The sequence below is a fragment of the Sphaerimonospora thailandensis genome (genome assembly GCF_016863115.1).
GTDB lineage: Bacteria > Actinomycetota > Actinomycetes > Streptosporangiales > Streptosporangiaceae > Sphaerimonospora > Sphaerimonospora cavernae.
In genome coordinates, this window is the sequence record NZ_BOOG01000030.1 from 51,330 (window position 1) to 71,647 (window position 20,318).

18 protein-coding genes and 1 tRNA gene are annotated in these 20,318 nt (G+C 69.5%); 8 read left to right on the top strand and 11 right to left on the bottom strand.

What is annotated here, in order from left to right; genetic code table 11:
* Positions 1–110: 110 nt before the first annotated feature.
* A tRNA-Asn gene (locus Mth01_RS16875) sits at positions 111–183 on the bottom strand.
* A 174-nt stretch (positions 184–357) separates the two neighbouring features.
* Here Mth01_RS16875 and Mth01_RS29775 point away from each other — a divergent pair.
* Positions 358–645, top strand: a complete 288-nt coding sequence (locus Mth01_RS29775) for a YtxH domain-containing protein (protein WP_239089743.1) — start codon at positions 358–360, stop codon at positions 643–645.
* A gap of 59 nt (positions 646–704) precedes the next feature.
* On the opposite strand, the gene Mth01_RS16885 is transcribed toward Mth01_RS29775, so the two are convergent.
* From Mth01_RS16885 to dnaG, 3 genes are all read right to left on the bottom strand, one after another.
* Positions 705–1,181 carry a hypothetical protein gene (locus Mth01_RS16885; protein WP_204016861.1) on the bottom strand — a complete coding sequence of 159 codons (477 nt, stop codon included), beginning with the start codon at positions 1,179–1,181 and terminating at the stop codon, positions 705–707.
* A 92-nt stretch (positions 1,182–1,273) separates the two neighbouring features.
* Positions 1,274–2,413, bottom strand: a complete 1,140-nt coding sequence (gene rpoD, locus Mth01_RS16890; protein WP_204016862.1) for an RNA polymerase sigma factor RpoD — start codon at positions 2,411–2,413, stop codon at positions 1,274–1,276.
* 159 nt (positions 2,414–2,572) lie between these two features.
* The gene (dnaG, locus tag Mth01_RS16895) at positions 2,573–4,489 is read right to left on the bottom strand and encodes a DNA primase (protein ID WP_204016818.1); all 1,917 of its coding nucleotides are present in this window, start codon (positions 4,487–4,489) and stop codon (positions 2,573–2,575) included.
* A gap of 169 nt (positions 4,490–4,658) precedes the next feature.
* Here dnaG and Mth01_RS16900 point away from each other — a divergent pair, with 169 nt between their 5' ends.
* A complete protein-coding gene (locus Mth01_RS16900; RefSeq protein ID WP_204016863.1) occupies positions 4,659–5,492 on the top strand; it encodes a M23 family metallopeptidase in 834 nt (277 codons plus the stop codon).
* Here Mth01_RS16900 and Mth01_RS16905 read toward each other — a convergent pair.
* Together Mth01_RS16905 and ppdK are read right to left on the bottom strand one after the other, a co-directional pair.
* Positions 5,479–6,771 carry a deoxyguanosinetriphosphate triphosphohydrolase gene (locus Mth01_RS16905; protein ID WP_204016819.1) on the bottom strand — a complete coding sequence of 431 codons (1,293 nt, stop codon included), beginning with the start codon at positions 6,769–6,771 and terminating at the stop codon, positions 5,479–5,481. The two genes, Mth01_RS16900 and Mth01_RS16905, sit on opposite strands and share 14 nt — an antisense overlap.
* 137 nt (positions 6,772–6,908) lie before the next feature.
* Complete coding sequence (gene ppdK, locus Mth01_RS16910) at positions 6,909–9,545, bottom strand: pyruvate, phosphate dikinase (RefSeq protein WP_204016820.1); 2,637 nt, start codon at positions 9,543–9,545, stop codon at positions 6,909–6,911.
* A 378-nt stretch (positions 9,546–9,923) separates the two neighbouring features.
* Between ppdK and Mth01_RS16915 the strand changes: the two genes are divergently transcribed.
* The gene (locus tag Mth01_RS16915) at positions 9,924–11,420 is read left to right on the top strand and encodes an alpha/beta hydrolase (protein ID WP_204016821.1); all 1,497 of its coding nucleotides are present in this window, start codon (positions 9,924–9,926) and stop codon (positions 11,418–11,420) included.
* 47 nt (positions 11,421–11,467) lie between these two features.
* Here the strand turns inward: Mth01_RS16915 and Mth01_RS16920 are convergent, their stop codons facing one another.
* Together Mth01_RS16920 and Mth01_RS16925 are read right to left on the bottom strand one after the other, a co-directional pair.
* Positions 11,468–12,853 carry a glycine--tRNA ligase gene (locus Mth01_RS16920; protein ID WP_204016822.1) on the bottom strand — a complete coding sequence of 462 codons (1,386 nt, stop codon included), beginning with the start codon at positions 12,851–12,853 and terminating at the stop codon, positions 11,468–11,470.
* Positions 12,854–13,014: 161 nt separating this feature from the next.
* Positions 13,015–13,317, bottom strand: a complete 303-nt coding sequence (locus tag Mth01_RS16925) for an antibiotic biosynthesis monooxygenase family protein (protein WP_204016823.1) — start codon at positions 13,315–13,317, stop codon at positions 13,015–13,017.
* A gap of 148 nt (positions 13,318–13,465) precedes the next feature.
* Here Mth01_RS16925 and Mth01_RS16930 point away from each other — a divergent pair, with 148 nt between their 5' ends.
* The 3 genes from Mth01_RS16930 to Mth01_RS16940 all read left to right on the top strand — a co-directional run bounded on the left by Mth01_RS16930 (position 13,466) and on the right by Mth01_RS16940 (position 15,146).
* Complete coding sequence (locus Mth01_RS16930; RefSeq protein WP_239089744.1) at positions 13,466–13,906, top strand: DUF6703 family protein; 441 nt, start codon at positions 13,466–13,468, stop codon at positions 13,904–13,906.
* 104 nt (positions 13,907–14,010) lie between these two features.
* Positions 14,011–14,460 (top strand): Fur family transcriptional regulator, encoded by a 450-nt coding sequence (locus Mth01_RS16935; RefSeq protein ID WP_204016824.1) that lies wholly within the window; start codon positions 14,011–14,013, stop codon positions 14,458–14,460.
* A 107-nt stretch (positions 14,461–14,567) separates the two neighbouring features.
* Entirely contained in the window at positions 14,568–15,146 is a 579-nt protein-coding gene (locus Mth01_RS16940; protein WP_204016825.1) for a CGNR zinc finger domain-containing protein, read from the top strand.
* Here Mth01_RS16940 and Mth01_RS16945 read toward each other — a convergent pair.
* From Mth01_RS16945 to recO, 3 genes are all read right to left on the bottom strand, one after another.
* Positions 15,116–15,946: an SDR family NAD(P)-dependent oxidoreductase gene (locus tag Mth01_RS16945; RefSeq protein WP_204016826.1), complete on the bottom strand. Its 831-nt coding sequence runs from the start codon at positions 15,944–15,946 to the stop codon at positions 15,116–15,118. The genes Mth01_RS16940 and Mth01_RS16945 overlap by 31 nt on opposite strands.
* A gap of 28 nt (positions 15,947–15,974) precedes the next feature.
* On the bottom strand, positions 15,975–16,760 hold the full coding sequence (locus Mth01_RS16950) for an isoprenyl transferase (protein ID WP_204016827.1): 786 nt from the start codon (positions 16,758–16,760) through the stop codon (positions 15,975–15,977).
* A gap of 119 nt (positions 16,761–16,879) precedes the next feature.
* Complete coding sequence (gene recO, locus Mth01_RS16955) at positions 16,880–17,716, bottom strand: DNA repair protein RecO (protein ID WP_204016828.1); 837 nt, start codon at positions 17,714–17,716, stop codon at positions 16,880–16,882.
* A 272-nt stretch (positions 17,717–17,988) separates the two neighbouring features.
* On the opposite strand from recO, the gene Mth01_RS30145 reads away from it, so the two are divergent.
* Complete coding sequence (locus tag Mth01_RS30145) at positions 17,989–19,587, top strand: CDP-alcohol phosphatidyltransferase family protein (protein ID WP_204016829.1); 1,599 nt, start codon at positions 17,989–17,991, stop codon at positions 19,585–19,587.
* Complete coding sequence (locus Mth01_RS30150; protein WP_204016830.1) at positions 19,584–20,291, top strand: DUF5941 domain-containing protein; 708 nt, start codon at positions 19,584–19,586, stop codon at positions 20,289–20,291. Before Mth01_RS30145 ends, Mth01_RS30150 begins: the two co-directional genes overlap by 4 nt.
* Positions 20,292–20,318: the final 27 nt, after the last annotated feature.

A 20,318-nucleotide genomic window follows, 5' to 3' on the forward strand; every position in this document is an offset into this window, starting at 1 on the left:
GAGCCTCCGGTCGTTCCCTCCCGCTCCGATCCCTTGGCCCGGTCGGCGTGGTGACCGTGAACTTCGGCCGGAAACGCGAAGACCCCCGCCCAGTGGGCGGGGGTCGCTCGCTCCCGCGATAGGACTCGAACCTATAACCTGCCGGTTAACAGCCGGCTGCTCTGCCGGTTGAGCTACACGGGACTGCTGTGCGCTGCGTCGACTGGTCTGAAGACCTGTCCGTTCGGGCCTTTCGGCCTTCCCGTGCGGCGCAGAACTAGATTAGCGCACTCGGGGGGGTGCCTGTCACATTGATTGCTGTTGGATAGTCGCGAGTCCTCGGGGTAGAAGGGCGGCACACGAGCGCGGAGGTGGAGGATGCGGTACAAGGTGATGTTCGCCGCCGGGCTGGCCATCGGTTACGTACTGGGCACCCGGGCCGGCCGGGAGCGCTACGAACAGATCAAGCGCCTGGCGCAGCGGGTGGCGGACAGCCCGACCGTGCAGGAGGCGGCCGGATTGGTGGGGGCCCAGGCATCGAAGTTGATGGACCGGGTGCCGTTCCTGCGGAGGCAGGAGCCATGGGAGACCGAGCGGGTGGGCGTGGCGACGGGCTGGCCCGACACCGCGGCCGGACGCACGACCGGAGCCGACCGGACCACCTGACCCCGCTGACGACCTCACCCGTCAGACCACCCGGCATCCCCCGGCGCCCCCACCGGCGATCAGACCCCGAGGCTGCGCCGCATTTCCTCCAGGGCCTGTTCGGCCAGCGCGCGCAGTCCGGGATCCTCCGGGTCCAGGCCGGGGTCGAAGATGAACTCCCAGCGCGGCGTGTCGTACCCGGGGACCCGGCGGGCGACGAGACGCACTCCCCCGCCCGGCTCGAGGGGAACGCGGCGGCTCGCCACGATCGTCGCGGTCACCCGTTCGCGGATCGTCTCGGGCAGCAGGCCCGGCTCGGGCAGCCGCACCGTGTGCACCGCCCCATCGGTCATCGTGACCGTCAGACCTTCTTCGTCCCAGACCGCCCGGTCCATGAGATGCCAGGGCAGGCGCAGGCCTCCCGGCAGGTGCAGTGCGTGGGTGGTGGCCACGACGTGGCCGTCGCCGGCCGCCCGGGCATGGCTGACGACCCGTTCGCCCGATTCGAGGGCCAGGGCCGTACGAACCTCGCGCGGAAGACGGCGGAAACCGAACATGGAGGGCACCGGACCAGGCTAACGGGGGCCTGGCCCGTGCCGCACTCCGGCGTCGTTCCCGGTGGCCGGTCCGGATCGTCTGTTCGAGCTCGTCAGTCCAGGTAGTCGCGGAGCATCTGCGCCCGGGTGGGGTGACGCAGCTTGGCCAGGGTCTTCGACTCGATCTGCCGGATGCGCTCGCGCGTCACGCCGAACTCCCTGCCGACCTCCTCCAGTGTCCGGGGATGGCCGTCGGCCAGACCGAACCGCAGCTGGATGATCCGCTGCTCCCGCTCGGACAGCGTGGCCAGGATGTCGTCGAGTTGGTCCTGGAGCATGATGAAGGCCGCCGCCTCCATCGGCACGACCGCGTCGGCGTCCTCGATGAAGTCGCCCAGGTCGGAGTCCTCCTCGCCGATCGGCGACTGCAGCGACACGGGCTCCTGCGCGATGCGCTGGATCTCCACCACGCGGTCGATGGGCATGTCCATCTCAGCGGCGATCTCCTCCGGCGCCGGCTCGCGGCCGAGATCCTGGTGGAGCTGACGCTGCACCCGGACCAATTTATTGATCGTCTCGACCATGTGGACCGGAATCCGGATCGTCCGCGCCTGATCCGCGATGGCCCGGGTGATCGCCTGGCGAATCCACCAGGTGGCATATGTCGAGAACTTGTAACCCTTGGTGTAGTCGAATTTCTCGACCGCTCTGATGAGACCGAGGTTGCCTTCCTGGATCAGATCCAGGAACAGCATTCCGCGCCCCACGTAACGTTTGGCGATCGAAACCACAAGCCGGAGGTTGGCCTCGATGAGCCGCCGCTTGGCGCGGATGCCCTCCCACACCAGGTCCTCCAGCTCCGGGCGGAGGAACCGGGCGGCCGGGGTCGCGCACAGCCTGTCCTCGGCGAACAGCCCGGCCTCGATGGCCTTGGCGAGCTCCACCTCGTCCTCGGCCGTGAGCAGCGGAACCCGGCCGATCTCCCGGAGGTAGATCCGCACCAGGTCGCTGGTCGGCGCCCGCTTCCCGACGTCCTCCTCATCGGGCCTGCTGGGCTCCTCGTCCCCCTGTGGTTCGAGGACCTCAACCCCGTTCTCAGCGAGCATGCGCACGACGCGTTCCAACGCGTCGGCAGGCAGCTCGGATCGGTCGAGCGCGGCGGCCACGTCGTCAACCGTGACGCTTCCGCGTTCCCTTCCCTTCGCGACGAGGTCCGCCACCTGCTCTACCGATGGCGGCCTGCTTGGCAACACCGATGCACCCACGCAACACAGTGTGCGGTATAGGCACAGGAAAATGGCAGGCCTATTTTTGTCACTCAAGGTAAGGCCGTCAACAATATCGAATCGAGATCAAAAATACGTTTGACGGCGAAGAGATCTGGAAATGGTCACTAATTCCGGCTTGGCCGCTCACGCCCCAGCGGCACGGTCTCGCAACACCCGTCGCTGCTGTTCGAGGGCGACGAGTTCCCCGAAGAGGCGGTTGTACTCCTGCTGCTCCTCGACGGGGTTGAGCCGCTGCAGCCGCGACTTCACCTGGGTGACCGCCCGGCCGACCGCGATCTCCTGGAGCTTCGCCAGCACGGCGGCGCCGTACCGCTCCTCGACGCTCACGTCGGCCCGCAGCGCCTCGACCGCGAACCGGGTGACCAGCGCGGCCAGGTCGGCCTCGGCTCCGGAGCCGGACGCGGCGTGGGCGAGGAGATGATCGACCCACTCCCGGCCGCCCGGCCCGCCGGCGACGGTCCCCCCGGCGGCGATGATGAGCCCGTGCAGCGCGACGTGCTCGGGCAGCGTGAAGGTGTCCGGCCCGAGCGCGTCGAACTCGGGACCGAGGAGGGCCGGCCGCTGCACGGCGAGCTTGAGCGCCTCGACCTCCAGCCGAACGTCCGGTTCCCGCATCCCGGCCTCCGGACCCCCCCGCGCCTGCGCGGCCGTCTGCCCGGCCGTGCCGCCCGAGGATCGTCCGGCGTACCGTCCGGCGGTGCGTTCCGCCGTACGGCCGGCCACCTGCTGAATGCGCTGGATGACGAAGCGCTCGTCCATGAACCCGAGCCAGCGGTCGAGGTCGACCACGTAGGTCTTCCGCAGGCCCGGGTCCTTGATGGACGCCACGATCGGAGCGGCCGCGTCCAACGCGCCCAGTCGCCCCTCGTTGGTGTTCAGGTCGTACTGCGCGAGCACGCTGCGGATCGCGAAGGCGAACAGCGGCTCCCGGCGGGCGATGAGATCGCGCACCGCGGCGTCGCCCTGCTCGACCCGCAGATCGCATGGGTCGAGGCCGTCGGGCTGGACGGCGACGAACGTCTGCGTGACGAACTTCTGCTCGTCCTGGAACGCCCGCAGGGCGGCCTTCTGCCCGGCCGAGTCGCCGTCGAACGTGAAGATCACCTCACCGCGGAACTCGGCCTGGTCCAGCAGCAGCCGCCGCAGGACCTTGATGTGCTCCTCGCCGAACGAGGTGCCGCAGGTGGCGACCGCCGTGGGCACCCCGGCCAGATGGCAGGCCATCACGTCGGTGTAGCCCTCGACGATGACCGCCTGGGAACGCCGGGCGATCTCCCGCTTGGCCAGGTCGACGCCGTACAGCACCGAGCTCTTGTGATAGATCGGGCTTTCTGGCGTGTTGAGATATTTGGGGCCGTCGTCGGAGTCGAGCAGCTTGCGCGCACCGAATCCGATCACGTCGCCGGTGATGTCACGGATCGGCCAGACGAGACGACCGCGGAACCGGTCGACCGGACCCCGGCGGCCCTCCCGCGCGAGCCCACCCTTGATCAGCTCCTGCGGGGTGAACCCACGAGCCACCAGATGCCGGGTGAGCGCCTCCCACTCGGCCGGCGCGTAGCCGACCCCGAAATGCTCGGCGTCGACCCGCTCGAAGCCCCGCTCCGACAGGAAACGCCGCCCGGGAGCCGCGTCGGGTGCGGCGAGCCTGGCGGCGTAGAACTCGGCGGCGGCCCGGTGCGCCTCGATCAGGCGCAGCCGCTCCCCCTGCTCGCGGCCGGGCACATAGCCGCCCTGCTCGTACCTGAGCTGGATCCCGGCGCGCTGGGCCAGCCGCTCGACCGCCTCGGTGAACGTCAGGCTCTCGATCTTGCGGACGAACGTGATGACGTCGCCGCCCTCGGCACAGCCGAAGCAGTAGTAGTACCCCCGGGCCGGGGTGACGTTGAACGAGGGCGACTTCTCGTCGTGGAAGGGGCACAGCCCCTTCAGGTTGCCCCCGCCCGCGTTGCGTAACTGGATGTGCTCGCCGACCACGTCGGCGATCGGCGACCGCTCCCGTACGAGCGCGATGTCCTCGTCCCTGATCCGCCCTGCCACGCTGCGAGTCTATGGGGTGTCCCCGACACCTCGGCTGGGTGTCCGAGACGGCGCGGAACGAGCGAACATTCCGATAACGAGAAGGAAAGGACTTTCCCGAACCAGTCGTGATGAATGCGACAGTCCCCGTACAAAGGAAGGGTTCGGTAATATCGACCTGGTGGAGACCATGCGATCGGGGAGAACCGCGGCACTGGTCGCCCTCGCGGGCGCCGCCTGTCTGGCCGCCGCCTGCGGCGCGCCCACCGGAGTGGCCGGGGTGAGCACGCTGCCTCCGGCATCCCCGGCGGCGGACGCCGCCATCGCCATGGCGGCGGCGGACACCTCGCCCAGGGTGGAGGCGCCGGTACGGATCCCGCCGCCCGAGCTGTCCCGGTTCACCTACACCTTCCCGGTCAAGGGTTGCGAGGTGACCTACTCGCGCAAGCTCCTGGTGCTGCCGAAGACCACGATCTGGGCCGACAGGGGATGCGCGTTCGTCTCGCCGGTCGACGGCGTGGTCCGCGAGGTCAACGCGAGCAACCGGTGGGCGCCCTCCACCGACCACGGCTGGGAGCGGGAGGGCAGGTTCGTCAGCGTGATCGGCGACGACGGCGTGGTCTACCTCGGCGGCCACCTCGAGTCCGTCGAACCCGGCCTGGCTCCGGGCGCCCGGGTCAAGGCGGGTCAGCGCCTGGGCGCTGTCGGCAACTCCGGCAACGCCCGCGACATGGCCACCAACCTCTACTTCGCGATCTCCTGGCCGACGCCGCCGCAGTACTGGTGGATCCGACGCGGCATGGTCGAGCCCTGGCGCTACCTGGACGCCTGGGACGACGGCAACCGCACGCTGTCGCCCCGCCGGGAGGCACTGACGCTGCGCAAGCGCCTCGGCGAGTTCCCGGCCTGCACGCAACTGTGCGCGTCGAAGCCGGGCTCCCCGCCGAAGACGGAGCGCAAACCCAAGCCGCCCAGGAAGCACCGTTCCAAGGAGCCCGAGGTGGTCGTCGTCACACCGAACTGAGTCCGGCCCTGGTCCCGCTCAGCCGGCGATGCCAGGCCACCGCCGAGCCGTCGGTCAGCGAGGCTATCTGGTCGACGACCACGCGCAGCCGGGCCGCGTCGTCCCCGGCGCGCTCGAACTCCGGGCGCAGCGCGGGCACCAGCGTCTCCGGCGCGCCTCGCACGATCAGATGTCCGAGCTCGGCGATCAACTCGCGCTGCCGGGCCCGCTCCGCGTGATGGTCGGCCCGCGTGATGACGTAGTAGGCCGTGACCCCCTTGAGCACCGCGCACTCCAGCCGGGTGGTCCTCGGCACGACCAGGTCGGCGCTGTGGCGGCCCGCCTCGGGCACGGCGTGGCCGCCGTACGCCTCCCGGGTCGCGTCCTGAGCCGATCGGCAGAACCGCCCGATCAGCGAGCTGGTGAGGCGCTTGAGGGCGGCGAGGTCGGCGAGCCCGGCGTCGAACCTCCCCGGCCACAGCGGCCCGGCGACCAGCCGTGCGAAGACCTCGGCCAGCTCGTTCCGGTCGGCGTCGGGGGCGTACCATTCCCGGGTCAGGTCGCAGACGGCGAGCCGTTCCTCGGGGTCGCGCAGCGCCTCGGCCGTGACGTGCCCCGAGGTCAACGCGTCCTCCAGGTCGTGCACCGAGTAGGCCACGTCATCGGCCCAGTCCATGATCTGCGCTTCGAAGCTCGGGGTGCGGCCGGGCGCCTCCTCCCTGACCCAGCGGAAGACCGCCAGGTCATCGGGGTAGACGCAGTACGGCATGCCCTCGGCGGCGCGCGGCACGTCGGGGTCGGGGCAGCCCGGGCCGGCCCACGGATACTTGCAGACCGCGTCGAGTGTCGCCCGGGTCAGATTGAGGCCGGCGCCGCGGCCGTCCTCGGTGATGACCTTGGCCTCCAGCCGGGTGAGCAGGCGGAGGTTCTGGGCGTTCCCCTGGAATCCGCCGCATGACGCGGCCATCTCGTTCAGCGCCGTCTCGCCGTTGTGGCCGAACGGGGGATGGCCGAGGTCGTGGGCGAGGCAGGCGGTCTCCACCAGGTCGGGATCCCGGCCGAGGAGCTTGCCCATCTCCCGCCCGATCTGGGCGCATTCGAGGGAGTGGGTCAGCCGGGTGCGCGGACTGTGCAGACCCGAGTAGTCGGCCGGGGTGACCACCTGGGTCTTCGCGGCGAGCCTGCGCAGCGAGGCACTGTGCAGCACACGGGCCCGATCCCGTTCGAAGGCGCTCCTCCCGGAGGCGCCCTGCGGTTCCGGCACCCATCGTGCCTGGTCGTGCTCGTCGTAACGGGCCATGCATCCTCCTTCCTCACGGCACCCCGGCGGCGGGAGAAGGAGCGTACCCGTTCACTACGACAATGAGTCCCGGCGTTTCCTCCCGGCATCCCCGGAACTCTCGACTCACGAGGGTTCCGGGGATGCCGGACAGGAGCTCAGCGGCTGTCCGAGCCCTCGGTCGTCAGGGCGGCGCGGGCGGCCTCCAGGCGGGCGACCGGGATCCGGAACGGCGAGCACGACACGTAGTCGAGCCCGACCTCATGGCAGAAGTGGACCGAGTCCGGGTCGCCGCCGTGCTCGCCGCAGATGCCGAGCTTGAGGCCGGGACGGGTCCGCCTGCCCTCCTCGGCCGCGATCCGCATGAGCCGGCCGACGCCGTCCCTGTCGAGCGACTCGAACGGCGACACGCCGAACACCCCGAGATCGAGATATTTGCCGAAAAATCCGCTCTCGACGTCGTCTCTGGAGAAGCCCCAGGTCATCTGGGTGAGGTCGTTGGTGCCGAACGAGAAGAACTCGGCCGCCTCGGCGATCTGGCCGGCGGTCAGCGCGGCGCGCGGCACCTCGATCATGGTGCCGATGAGCGCGGACACGCCCGCCTCGGCGAGGATGCGCTCGGCCGACTCCCGTACGATCTCCAGCTCCTGTACGGCGCCGACCAGCGGAATCATGATCTCCGCCCGCGCGTCGGCGCTCGCCTTCATCGCTGTGGCGATCGCCCGCACCTGCATCTCGAACAGGCCGGGGATGACCAGGCCGAGCCGTACCCCGCGCAGGCCGAGCATCGGGTTCTGCTCGTGCAGCCGCTTGACGGCCTCCAGGAGCCTGCGGTCCCGATCGGTCGCCTCGTCGCCGGCCAGGGCGACCTTGACCGACAGTTCGGTGATGTCGGGCAGGAACTCGTGCAGCGGCGGATCGATCAGCCTGATCGTGACCGCCAGGCCCTCCATCGCCTCGAACAGGCCCGTGAAGTCGGCCGTCTGCAGCGGCTCCAGCGCGTCCAGTGCGGCCTGGCACTCCTTCGGCGTCGCGGCCAGGATCAGGTCCTCGACCAGCTGCCGCCGGTCGCCGAGGAACATGTGCTCCGTACGGCACAGCCCGACGCCCTGGGCGCCGAACCGGCGGGCGCGGGCGGCGTCCTCGGGGGTGTCGGCGTTCGCCCGTACGGCCAGGCGTCGCACCGAGTCGGCATGGGTCATGATCCGGTCCACGGAACGGACCAGCTCCTCATCGGCCGGCCTGCCCTCGAAGTACTCCACGACCGGGGAGGCGACGACGGGGACCTCGCCCAGGTAGACCGCGCCGCTGGAGCCGTCGATGGAGATGACGTCTCCCTCCTCGACGGTCACCCCACCGGGCGCGGTGAAGCGTCCGGCGCGGACGTCCACCTCGAGCTCCTCCGCGCCGCAGACGCAGGTCTTGCCCATGCCCCGGGCGACCACGGCCGCGTGCGAGGTCTTCCCGCCCCGCGAGGTGAGCACGCCACGGGCGGCGATCATGCCGGCGAGGTCGTCGGGGTTGGTCTCCCTGCGCACGAGGATGACGGCCTCGCCCCGGCCGGCCAGCTCGACCGCCTTCTCGGAGGTGAACACGGCCTTGCCCACGGCCGCTCCCGGCGAGGCGTTCATTCCCTTGGTCAGGCGCCGGTTGTCGGTGGCCTCGGCGAACCGGGGGAACATGAGCTGCGCCAGTTGGTGGCCGGTCACCCGCTTGACGGCCTCGTCCATGCCGATCAGGCCCTCGTCGACGAGCTGGGTGGCGATGCAGAACGCGGCGGCGGCCGTGCGTTTGCCGACCCGGGTCTGCAGCATCCACAGCTTGCCGCGCTCGATCGTGAACTCGATGTCGCACAGGTCGCGGTAGTGGCCCTCCAGCCGCGCCATGATGTCGAGGAGCTCGCGGTACGCCTCCGGGTCGATCTTCTCGAGCTCCTGCAGGGGCACGGTGTTGCGGATGCCGGCGACGACGTCCTCGCCCTGGGCGTTCTGCAGGTAGTCGCCGTAAACGCCCTGCTGGCCCGAGCCGGGGTCGCGGGTGAAGGCGACGCCGGTGCCCGAGTCCATGCCGAGGTTGCCGAACACCATGGAGCACACGTTGACGGCCGTGCCCAAGTCGGCGGGGATGCGCTCCTGGCGGCGGTAGAGAACGGCGCGCGGCGCGTTCCAGGAGTCGAAGACCGCCCGGATCGCCAGTTCCATCTGCTCACGTGGGTCACAGGGGAAGTCGCGCCCGGTCTCGGACCGGACGATGTCCTTGTACGTCTCGACGAGCCGCTGCAGGTCGGCCGCGTCGAGATCGGTGTCCTTCCGGCCGTCCTTCAACTCGTCGATGGCGGTCTCGAAAAGCTCGCCGTCGATGCCCAGCACGGTCTTGCCGAACATCTGGATGAGCCTGCGGTAGGAGTCCCAGGCGAAACGCTCATTGCCTGACTGCTTGGCCAGCGCGAGGACCGAGCTGTCGTTCAGCCCGATGTTGAGCACGGTCTCCATCATGCCCGGCATGGAGAACTTCGCCCCGGAGCGGACGCTCACGAGCAGCGGGTCACCGGGGTCACCGAGCCGCTTGCCCATCTGGGCCTCCAACTCCGCCAGATGCGCCGAGATCTCCTCGCCGAGCCCGTCCGGCATGCCTCCGTCGCCCAGGTAGTGGCGGCAGGCCTCGGTCGTGATCGTGAAACCCGGAGGAACCGGGAGACCGAGGTTTGTCATTTCCGCCAGATTCGCACCCTTACCGCCGAGCAGGTCCTTGAGGTCCTTGTTGCCCTCGGTGAAGTCGTAAACGTACTTGGGCACATGAGCTCCTTCGCGACTTCAATTAAAACCTGCGGATCCACCCCGCACCGGGACTCTACCTATTAAAAGGCGCATCAAACATCACACCCGGTTAGATTAGACATATCCCCAGGTAGCAGGGCACTGCGCGGTCTAATCCAATCGAGAGATCCGGAAAGATCGATCATTTTTCACAGGAGCCACATTGGTATGAACCAATATCAACAAGAATGGTATAGACCAAAAGGTTTAGACCATTTCGCCTGATCTATAGCGAAGGATCTTCACAGTCGGCTCGCCAGTCGCCCGGTGCGCCTTCCCCATGCCGCCGCCCGCCGTACGGTATAAATTGGTGACCCTCTGATTACATTCGATTACATAGGGGTGATCGTGTCGGGAGTGATCGGGCCGCGAAGCGGCAGGCGTGCCGTACTGGCCGCGGTGGCAGGACTCGGCACGCTGGCGCTGGCCGCGACGGCCTGCGCCGGCGAGAAGGTCGCTCCGGCCGGACAGCCGTCCGGCGCCGACCGGCTCCAGTGGACGCACTGCGAGGAGGCCGCGTCCTCGGCGGGATTCGAGTGCGCGAAGATGCCGGTGCCACTCGACTACAACAAGCCGGATGGCGAGAAGCTCGACATCGCCCTCATCCGGATGAAGGCCGCCGACCCCGCCAACCGGCTCGGCTCGCTCGTCTTCAACTTCGGCGGCCCCGGCGGCTCGGGCGTCAGCACCCTGCTCAACGCCGCCCAGGCGTTCAGCACGCTCGGCCGCCGCTACGACCTCGTCAGCTTCGATCCGCGCGGCGTCGACCGCAGCAGCGGGATCAGGTGCCTCGACGGCCGCCAGATGGACCGATACCTCGCCAACGAGCCCGGCGACACCGTCGCGGAGGAGACCCGGCTCATCACCGACTTCGCCAAGGGGTGCGAGAGCAAGGCCGGCAAGATCCTTCCGTACGTCGGCACCGTGAACGCGGCCCGCGACCTCGACTCCCTGCGCCAGGCCCTCGGTGAGTCGCACCTCAACTACTTCGGCTTCTCCTACGGCACCCACCTGGGTTCGGTCTACGCCACCCTCTTCCCGAAGTTGGTGGGCCGCATGGTGCTCGACGCCGCCGTGGACCCGACGGTGAGCATGCTGGACATGGCCAAGACCCAGGCGCTGGGCTTCCAGAAGGCCTACGAGGACTACCTGGCCGACTGTGTGAAGACTCGGACGAGCTGCCCCCTCGGCGCCGACGCCACCGCGGCCAACGACAGCGTGCTGAAGCTGCTGCGCTCCGTGGAGCGCAAACCACTGAAGGCCGGCGACCGCGAGGTCACCGAGGACGTCGCCAGGACCGCGATCATCCAGGCGCTGTACAGCAAGCTCACCTGGCCGCTCCTCACCGAGGCGCTCAGGGACGCGATGAAGAAGGGCGACGCGCGCGGGCTGCTCACCCTGGCCGACCAGTACGGCGGCCGCCGGCCGGACGGCTCCTACGCCACCCTGCAGTTCTCCCTGCCGGCCGTCCTCTGCGTGGACTCCACCGACCGGCCCAGCGTGGCGCAGGCGGAGGAGCTGGCCCGGCGCATGGCGAAGCGGTCACCCATCTTCGCCCCCACCATCATCAGCGCCGGAAGCTGCAGCACCTGGCCGGTACGCGGGGACGACGCCGCCAAACACGTCGACGCTTCCGGGTCGGGCCCCATCGTCGTCGTCGGCGTCACCAACGACCCGGCCACGCCGTACCAGTGGGCGCCACGCCTGGCCCGGCAACTGCGCACCGCCGTTCTGCTCACGCTGGACGGCGAGGGTCACGGCGCGTACGGCCAGAGCAAGTGCATCGACTCGGCCGTCAACGCCTACCTCCTCGACGGCAAGGTCCCCACCGACGGCCTCCGCTGCCCCAAGTAACACCTCACCCCCAGGTGGTGTGACACCTGGGGGTGAGTTGGGCCGGCTCAGTCGTTGAGGTGTCGGCGGAGGTAGGACTCGACCTGGTCGAGAGCGACCCGTTCCTGGGCCATGCTGTCGCGCTCGCGGATCGTCACGGCGTGGTCTTCGAGCGTGTCGAAGTCGACCGTGATCGCGAAAGGCGTGCCGATCTCGTCCTGTCGGCGGTAGCGGCGGCCGATCGCGCCGGCGTCGTCGAAGTCCACGTTCCACCGGCGGCGCAACTGCGCGGCGAGGTCCCGGGCCTTCGGCGACAGGTCGGCGTTGCGCGACAGCGGCAGCACGGCCGCCTTGACCGGAGCCAGCCGGTGGTCGAGCCGCATCACGGTCCGCTCCTCCATCACGCCCTTGGCGTTGGGCGCCTGGTCCACCGTGTAGGCGTCGACGAGGAAGGTCAGCGTCGCCCGGTCCGCGCCGGCCGAGGGCTCGATGACGTACGGCACATAGCGCTCGCCGGACTCCTGCTCGAAGAACGACAGGTCCTGGCCGGACTCCTTGCCGTGCGAGGTCAGGTCGAAGTCGGTGCGGTTGGCGATGCCCTCCAACTCGCCCCACTCGCCGCCGGTGAAGTTGAACCGGTACTCGATGTCCACGGTCCGCTTCGCGTAATGGGACAGCTTCTCCTGCGGGTGCTCGTAGAGCCGGAGGTTGTCCCTGTTGATGCCGAGGTCGACGTACCAGCGCAGCCGCTCGTCGATCCAGTACTGGTGCCACTCCTCGTCGGTGCCCGGCTTGACGAAGAACTCCAGCTCCATCTGCTCGAACTCACGGGTGCGGAAGATGAAGTTGCCCGGGGTGATCTCGTTGCGGAACGACTTGCCGATCTGGCCGATGCCGAACGGGATCTTCCTGCGTGCGGACTGCTGCACGTTGAGGTAGTTGATGAAGATGCCCTGGGCGGTCTCGGGACGCAGGTAGGCCAGGCCCGACTCGTCCTCCACCGGGCCGAGGGAGGTCTTGAGCAGCCCGCTGAACTGCCGCGGCGCCGTGAAGGTGCCCTTGTTGCCGCAGTTGGGGCAGGAGATGTCGGCCAGGCCGCCGGCGGGCTCGGCGCCGTGCTTCTCGGCGTACGCCTCGATCAGGTGGTCGGCGCGGAAGCGCTTGTGGCAGGACTGGCACTCGGTCAGCGGGTCGGTGAAGGTGTCGACATGGCCGCTGGCCTGCCACACCTCGCGGGCGAGGATGACGCAGGAGTCGAGGCCGACGACGTCGTCGCGGCCCTGCACCACGGCCTTCCACCACTCGCGCTTGACGTTGTTCTTGAGCTCGACACCGAGAGGTCCGTAGTCCCAGGACGCGCGCAGACCTCCGTAGATCTCGCTCGACGGGAAGACGAGCCCGCGGCGCTTAGAGAGGCTGACGATCGTTTCCAGTACGTCGGTGCGACGTGCCATCAGTGGAACTCCATCCGGCTGGGTGTCGGCGTTGAGATCAGAATCAGACAGATCAGACAAGTGAGGTCAGATCCGGTCATATCAGGTTGAATCAGAGCAGGTGAGGCCGGGCACCTGCCCGAGTCTGTGGACAAGCTTAGGGGACTCCCGCGCCCACTCGCTCAGATGTCGCCGACAGGCGTTTCCGGGAGGCCGTAGACTCCCTCGAACGCGCTGGGCTCATTGATCATGAGCGTCATCAGCGGGTACATGGCCATCCTTGCCGCCGAAAGCGCCCGCCGGTAGAACCCCGCGCCCTCCCACTCGCTGACCAGCGCCCACAGAGCGGGTTCGTCGACCGACCTCGCCAACTGCCCGCGCGCGTATCCGGGCTGCGCGGCCAGCACCTCGAGGATGGCGCGCGCGCCCGAGGCGAACTCCTCTGTTCGGGAGCCGGGAACCGAGTAGCGGATCAGCGCGATCACGGGTCCAAGCATGCCATGCGCGCCGTACGGCTCCAGCCGCCACCCGCGTCCGCCTTCCGCAGTCTCCCTGCGAGAAGGCCGTCCCCGTGTGAGAAGGCCGCCTCCCTGTAGGAAACGGAGGAAGCCCGACATGGCCTAAGCTCGGCTTGTGGGAAGCGAAACCGATCCGAACCGCCGGCGCCCGACCAGGGCGGCCCGCTCGCTCCCGGCTCACCCGCTGGCTCGCGAGCAGGCGCGTCCGGCGGCGGCCGCACGGCAGGCACGGCGTCCGCTGCCCGCGGGCGAATCGTTCTTCACTCCCGGGGCGACCGGCGTCAGGCGGGCGGTCGAACTGAAGAGCGCCGCGCCGCTGGTGTTCCTGTTCCAACTGCCGCGCTGGCTGCTTCCGGTCGTCATGATCGTGCTGCTGCTCGTCGGCCTCGTCGTGCCGGACTGGCGGGGGGCCGTGGCCGTGCTTCCCGTGCTCGCGTTCGTCGTCTGGCTGGCGTACCTGTCGTGGCCGTCGCTGCGCGTCGGCGGACGCCTGCTGCGAGTGGCGCTCAGCACCTTCCTCATCCTGCTCGCCGCCACCCGCTTCGGCCTGATCTGATCGACCTGATCGGCCGATTTCGATCATTTCCCTCCCGATAGCCTGGTCCGGCTCCTGACCTGCCTTCGGTAGATTCTAGGGCGAAGCCGTACACAGGAGACATCATGACCAGGAGTCCCAAGAGCCGCGAGGCCGTACACGAGATCCTGCGTCAGAGCCCGGGCTTCCGCAGTGCCCAGGACGTGTTCGCCGAGATGCGGGCGGACGGCGCGAAGATCGGCCTGACCACCGTGTACCGGGCGCTGCAGGCGCTGCAGGACGACGGCCGCGTCGATGTGCTGCTCACGGCCGACGGCGAGTCCGTCTACCGGGCCTGTGAGAGCGCAGCCCATCACCACCATCTCGTCTGCCGACGCTGCGGGCTCACCATCGAGGTGGCCAATCCCGACGTCGAGCACTGGGCCGACGCCATCGGCGACGAGCATGGCTTCACTGAGATCACCCACACCGTTGAGGTCTTCGGCACCTGCTCCTCCTGCACCGGGACCACAGCCCTCACCGGGACCGCCAGGGGGACCATCAAGGAGACCGTCAAGGGGATCGCATCCGAGTGACCCGCCCGTGACCAGGCGAATGTTCTGGCCACCGATGTTCTTGATCTCGCCGCGCCAGAGCCTCCCGCGAGATACGCTGCCAGCGCCGCTACAGAGGAGTGCCTGCCATGCCATTCGGTCATGACATGGTGTACTCGCTGGCCACCGTGGTGGAATTGATCAACACCGCCGCCGGCGACCACGACGCGTTGGTCGACATCGATGACCTCCGATCGTTCGTACGCAAGCGCCGGGTCAGCGGGGTCGACGCCGTGACCGTCCGAGATCTGGCCGAGGTCCGCACGCTTCGCACCGACTTCCACAACGTGTTCACCGCCCCCGACAAGATCGCGGCCGTCACCCGGCTCAACAAGCTGCTGGGCCGGACGAGCATCACGCCGAGGCTCACCGAGCACGACGGCTTCGCGCTGCACATCCACTACTTCGCCCCCGGCGCGTCACTCGCCGAGCATCTCGCCGCCGACTGCGGGGTCGCCCTCGCGCACGTGCTGGTCGAGAACGAGTGGGAACGGTTGCGCAAGTGCCGCGCGCCGGACTGCGAGCACGTCTTCGTGGACGAGTCCAGGAACCGCTCCCGGGTCTACTGCGACAGCCGCACCTGCGGAAACCGCATGCACGTCGCCGCCTACCGCGCCCGTCGGCGTCCGGAGCGCGATCAGGGGAAGAAACGTCCGGCGGTCGGGTGATCCTGGCCGCCGTCCACGCAGACGTTCGCCCCGTTTATCCCGCTCGCCCGATCCGACAGCAGGAAGCATGCGACGTCGGTCACCTCGCGGAGCTCGACCAGGCGGCCCATGGGGAAGTCCTCCCGGGCGAACGCCGCGAACCGCTCCGGCCGCGCCTGGCGGAACTCGTCCCAGCCGCCGCCCTCGAACAGGACGGAGCCCGGACTCAGCGCGTTGACGCGGATGCGCCGCGGGCCGAGTTCCTGTCCCAGAGCGGCGGCCAGATGGATCTCGGCGGCCTTCGCCGAGGCGTAGGACGACCTGGGGCCCGGCTTCCAGCCGGTGACCGACGCGATGATCAACGCGCTTCCCCCGCCGCGCCGTTCGAAGTACGGCACCGCGGCGCGGATGGCGTTGGCGGCGTGCAGCACGTTGACCGCGTAGGTGTACGCCCAGTCATCGGGGGTCGAGTCGAGCAGCCCGCCGCCTGACGCGCCACCCGCGTTGGCCACCAGCAGATCGAGCCCGCCGAGCCGCTCGGCCGCCTCCCGGACCGCCTCGCCGAGTCGTACCGGATCGGTGACGTCGGCCTGGACGCCGTGAACCGGAACGCCCTGGTGCTGGGCGCCCTGGTGCTGGGCGCCCTCGTGCCGGGCGCCCGACCCGGCCAGCTGTGACACGGCCGCGTCCAGCCGTGCGGCGTCGCGGCCGCAGACCGCGACGCCGACCCCTTCGGCTGCCAGGGCCTGGGCGATGGCCAACCCGATCCCGTCGGTGCCGCCGGTGACGAACGCGGTCTTCCCGCCGAGCGCGAGGTCCATGGAAAGGGAATCTTATCCGCCGAGGCGGTCAGGCGTTACTCGGCCGCACCTCGTTCGGTACGGCCCCGCCGTACCGCCTGTCGCGCTTGGCGTAGACCTCGCACGCCTGCCACAGGTCACGGCGGTCGAAATCCGGCCACAGCTGGTTGAGGAAGACCATCTCGGCGTAGGCGGACTGCCAGAGCAGGAAGTTCGACGTGCGCTGCTCGCCGGACGACCGGATGAACAGATCGACGTCGGGGATGTCGGGCTCGTCGAGGTAGCGGGCGAACACCTTCTCCGACACCTTGCCGGGCTTGACGCGGCCGGCGGCGACGTCCCGGGCGAGTTCGACGGCGGCATCCACGATCTCAGCGCGGCCCCCGTAGTTGACGCAGAACTGCAGGGTCATCGTCGTGTTGTGCGCGGAGATCCGCTCGGCGTCCTCGAGCTCTTTGATGACGCTCTTCCAGAGCCGCCCGGGACGCCCGGCCCAGCGGACCCGGACCCCCATCTCGTTGAGCTGGTCGCGGCGGCGGCGGATCACGTCCCGGTTGAATCCCATCAGGAACCGGACCTCGTCAGGCGAGCGTCTCCAGTTCTCGGTCGAGAACGCGTACGCCGACAGGTAGGGGATGCCGAGCTCTATCGCGCCCTCGATGACGTCGAACAGCGACGCCTCGCCCATCTTGTGGCCCTCGGTCCTCGGCAGCCCGCGCGCCTTCGCCCAGCGGCCGTTGCCGTCCATGACGATCGCGACGTGCCGCGGGACGAGGTCGCGCGGGATGGGGGGCGGGATCGCCCCGGAGGGATGCGGAGTCGGAGGACGGACCATGCTTCGAGCGTATTGCGTCCGCGAGGGTCCTCAGGCGGAGAAAACGTGCGAATCCTGTGCACGCCCCCGTGCGGCTGAAGGGTCTGGCTGAAGGGGTCTGGCGGAGGCATCGGACGCTCCTACCGCGTCCGGGCGGCCTCTTCGGGGTGGGACGCCCGGCGTTCCGGCCACTCCCAGCCGATCGGATCCCTGCCGGCCGGATCCCTGCCGACCGGATCCCTGCCGGCCCATTCTCTCTCGACATGGCGCAGGGACCGGATGCCCTGCTCCAGATGCCACTGCAGGTAGGCCGCGACGAGACCGCTGCACTCGGTCCTGTGCCGGGACTCCGAGGCGTCGGCCGCGGCCCAGTCGCCGCGCAGCAACGCGATCATCAACGCGATCGTCTCGGCCGCGGGGACCGCCGCCCCGGCCGGGCGGCACGCGCCGCAGACCACGCCACCCGACGCGATCGCGAAGGCCCGTACGGCCTCCGCCCCGCATCTGGCGCACCCCGACAGCGCGGGGGCGTACCCTGCCACGGCCAGCGAGCGCAGGAAGAACGCGTCCAGCACCAGCCGGGGCTCGTGCGTGCCCTCGGCGAGCGTGCGCAGGCCGCCCAGCATCAGCAGGAACTGGCGCAGGGCCGGCTCCTTCTCCCCCATGATCAGCCGGTCGGCCGTCTCCAGCATGGCCGTGCCGGCGGTGTAGCGGGGATAGTCGGTCACGAGCGCCTCGCCGTACGGACGCAGGGTCTCGACCTGGGTGATCACGTCGAGTGACCGGCCGGCGTGCAGTTGCAGGTCGACGTGGGAGAACGGCTCCAGGCGCGCACCGAAGCGCGACATCGTCCTGCGTACGCCCTTGGCCACGCCCCTGACCTTGCCGGTGCGCCTGGTGAGGATCGTGATGATGCGGTCGGCCTCGCCCAGCTTCTGCGTGCGCAGCACGACGCCCTCGTCCCGGTAGAGACTCACACGCCCATCCTATGGGTGCCGTCGCAGGCGGCCGCGGATGATGACGGCTGGGCTCGATAAGGTGAATATTCGGTAATGATGGCCTGTAGACGGACGCCGTAGTCGTACGGTGTGCCCGGAGTGCACCGGTTCAGCCGAAAGGTCACTAAGCTTTGGCCTCCGGCGGATTTCCCCGCGCCGGTCAAGCCAGGGAGTGTCCGGTGGGTCTCGCCAGGGCGACGATCCGGGGGCACGACCTAGAGCCTGATCCCCCTGTCGCTTGAAAGGTTGCCATGACCCGCGTGGTCCTGCTGGGCGCGCCGCCCGGCCCGATCGGTTCTCCACCGCCAGGCGGCCAGCCCGTGTCGCCGGCGGACATCACGTTGGCGTCGCTTCCCGGAGCTCCCTCGGTGTACGGCAGGCTGCTCGGGCAGCTCGCCTCACTCGACCCCGAGCCGACCACCATCGCCCGGCCCGCCGACGCCCCCGCCTTCAGGCAGTGCGTGTCCGCCGCGGGCCGGGGGAGTGTCGTGGAGAGCCGCGACGTGGCCGGGGATCTCCGGGCGCTCGCCGACGCGGTCGAGGACTCGACCGACAACCTGCTGATCCTGCCCGCGCAGTCGCTGGTGCACGACGAGCTGATCTACCAGATCGACAAGGCCAAGCGGCATGCCCTCGCGCTGGTCCTCCGCGAGGAGCGGCCCGAGGACGCGCCGGAGGAGCCACCCATCGAGGAGGCGGAACCCGAGATCGGCCGCAAGACGCTGGAGGGTCTCCCCCAGCGCACCCGGGCCGGCCGCGGGCGGGTGATCTCGGTCGGCACCGCGTACCACGCCGTCACCCGGCCCAACGCCGCGCTGCTGGGACCGCTCCACCTCCACCAGCGGCACGCCGCCGTCCTCGCCGAGGCCGCCCGCGAGCTCGCGGGCATGGCCCACCTGTTCGGTCCCGAGGACGACGTCGTCGAGCTGCTCGTGCTGGGCCTCGTACGGCGCGGCGTGCGGGTCGCCGTACGAGGCCGCCGGGACCTGTTCTACCGCCGGATCCACACCCAGCGGGAGGCGGAGGAGGCCCTGGCGGAGATGGCCGGGATCAACGAGGACCGGGCCCGGCTGGACAACGCCGTCAAGGGTGCCGACGGCTTCTTCACCACGTTCTTCGTCAGCACCTATTCGAGGTTCATCGCGCGCTGGGCGGCCCGCCGTGGCCTGACCCCCAACCAGGTCACCCTCATCTCGATCTTCCTGGGCCTGCTGTCGGCCGGCGCGTTCGCGACCGGCACCCGGTGGGGTGCGATCGCCGGCGCCGTGCTCATCTACTTCGCCTTCGTCTTCGACTGCGTCGACGGACAGGTCGCCCGATATGCCAGGAAGTTCGGCGTGTTGGGTGCCTGGTTGGACGCCACGTTCGACCGGTTCAAGGAATACGCCGTCTTCGTCGGCCTCGCCGTCGGAGCGACCGTGTCCGGGCAGTTCGGGGACGGAGAAGGGATCTGGACTCTCGCTCTGGTGGCGCTGGGGCTTCAGTCGGTCAAGCACCTGCTCGACTTCTCGTTCGGTGCGGCCAACCGGCGCAGGGCGCCCGTGCCGCTGCCCACGCTCGAGTTGACGGCCGCCGACGACCGCCCGCTGCGCGAGGCCCTGGAAGAGCGCAGGGCGAGCCGCGACTCCGGCGTACGCAACCTGCTCAAGCTCTGGACCAAGGCCGGGAAGTTCCGTCCCGTGCACTGGGCGCGCAAGATGATCGTGTTCCCCATCGGGGAGCGTTTCGCCGCCATCGCGATCACCGCGGCCTTCTTCGACCCCCGCGTCACCTTCCTCACTCTCGTGATCTGGGGCGGCGTCGCGACCATCTACACCCTCACCGGACGCATCCTGAGGTCTCTCGCATGATCACCCAGCCGCAGGCCACCACGATCCCCGACCCGGACGAGGAGCGCCGCCGAATCCAGACCGAGCGACTGCTGGCCTACCGGGACGACGGCCCCATCGTCACCGCCCTGAAGGGAGTGCTGGGCCGTGGCCTGCCGCCCGTGCCCGCGACGCTCGTGGCGGTGCTCGCCATCGTGGCCCTGGCCGTCGGCGATGTCCTCAGTTCGGGAGCGATCCTGCTGGCGCCCGTGCTGATCCTCGTCGTCCTGGTCGTGCCGAGCGGGCCGAGCGACCATCTCGGCCGGCTGGACTGGCTCACCCCGCCGCTGCTGCGGGCCGCCGAGTTCCTCACGATCATCCTGCTCGGACTGGCCGAGGGCACCCCCAAGTGGCTGCTGTTCGTGCTGCTCTATGTGATCGGCTACCACACGTACGACACGGTCTACCGGACCAGGCAGGGCATCTGGCCGCCGGCATGGCTCTTCCGGGCCGGGCTCGGCTGGGAGGGGCGGCTGCTGATCCTGGGTGTGGGAGCGGCGGCCGGGTGGCTGACCGCCGTCACCGCCGTCCTCACGGCATACCTGCTCGTCCTGTTCTCGGTGGAGAGCGTGGTGAGCTGGGTGCGACTGGACAAGGCGTCCGCCCAGGCCCACGCCGACCAGGACCTCGAGCAGTCGCCCGAGGAGGCGGCCGAGCAGGTCACCGGCGACGCCGACCAGGCCTAGGTCGTTCACTTCCTGACCCCCTCCGGT

Excerpts from the sequence above, each read along its gene's own strand:
- Mth01_RS16950 (WP_204016827.1), bottom strand. The coding sequence starts at position 16,760 with ATGGTCCGTCCTCCGACTCCGCATCCCTCCGGGGCGATCCCGCCCCCC.
- Mth01_RS16900 (WP_204016863.1), top strand. The coding sequence starts at position 4,659 with ATGCGATCGGGGAGAACCGCGGCACTGGTCGCCCTCGCGGGCGCCGCC.
- Mth01_RS16945 (WP_204016826.1), bottom strand. The coding sequence starts at position 15,946 with ATGGACCTCGCGCTCGGCGGGAAGACCGCGTTCGTCACCGGCGGCACC.
- Mth01_RS16920 (WP_204016822.1), bottom strand. The coding sequence starts at position 12,853 with ATGGCACGTCGCACCGACGTACTGGAAACGATCGTCAGCCTCTCTAAG.
- Mth01_RS30145 (WP_204016829.1), top strand. The coding sequence starts at position 17,989 with ATGACCCGCGTGGTCCTGCTGGGCGCGCCGCCCGGCCCGATCGGTTCT.
- Mth01_RS16940 (WP_204016825.1), top strand. The coding sequence starts at position 14,568 with ATGCCATTCGGTCATGACATGGTGTACTCGCTGGCCACCGTGGTGGAA.
- Mth01_RS16885 (WP_204016861.1), bottom strand. The coding sequence starts at position 1,181 with ATGTTCGGTTTCCGCCGTCTTCCGCGCGAGGTTCGTACGGCCCTGGCC.
- Mth01_RS16935 (WP_204016824.1), top strand. The coding sequence starts at position 14,011 with ATGACCAGGAGTCCCAAGAGCCGCGAGGCCGTACACGAGATCCTGCGT.
- Mth01_RS29775 (WP_239089743.1), top strand. The coding sequence starts at position 358 with ATGCGGTACAAGGTGATGTTCGCCGCCGGGCTGGCCATCGGTTACGTA.
- Mth01_RS16905 (WP_204016819.1), bottom strand. The coding sequence starts at position 6,771 with ATGGCCCGTTACGACGAGCACGACCAGGCACGATGGGTGCCGGAACCG.
- Mth01_RS30150 (WP_204016830.1), top strand. The coding sequence starts at position 19,584 with ATGATCACCCAGCCGCAGGCCACCACGATCCCCGACCCGGACGAGGAG.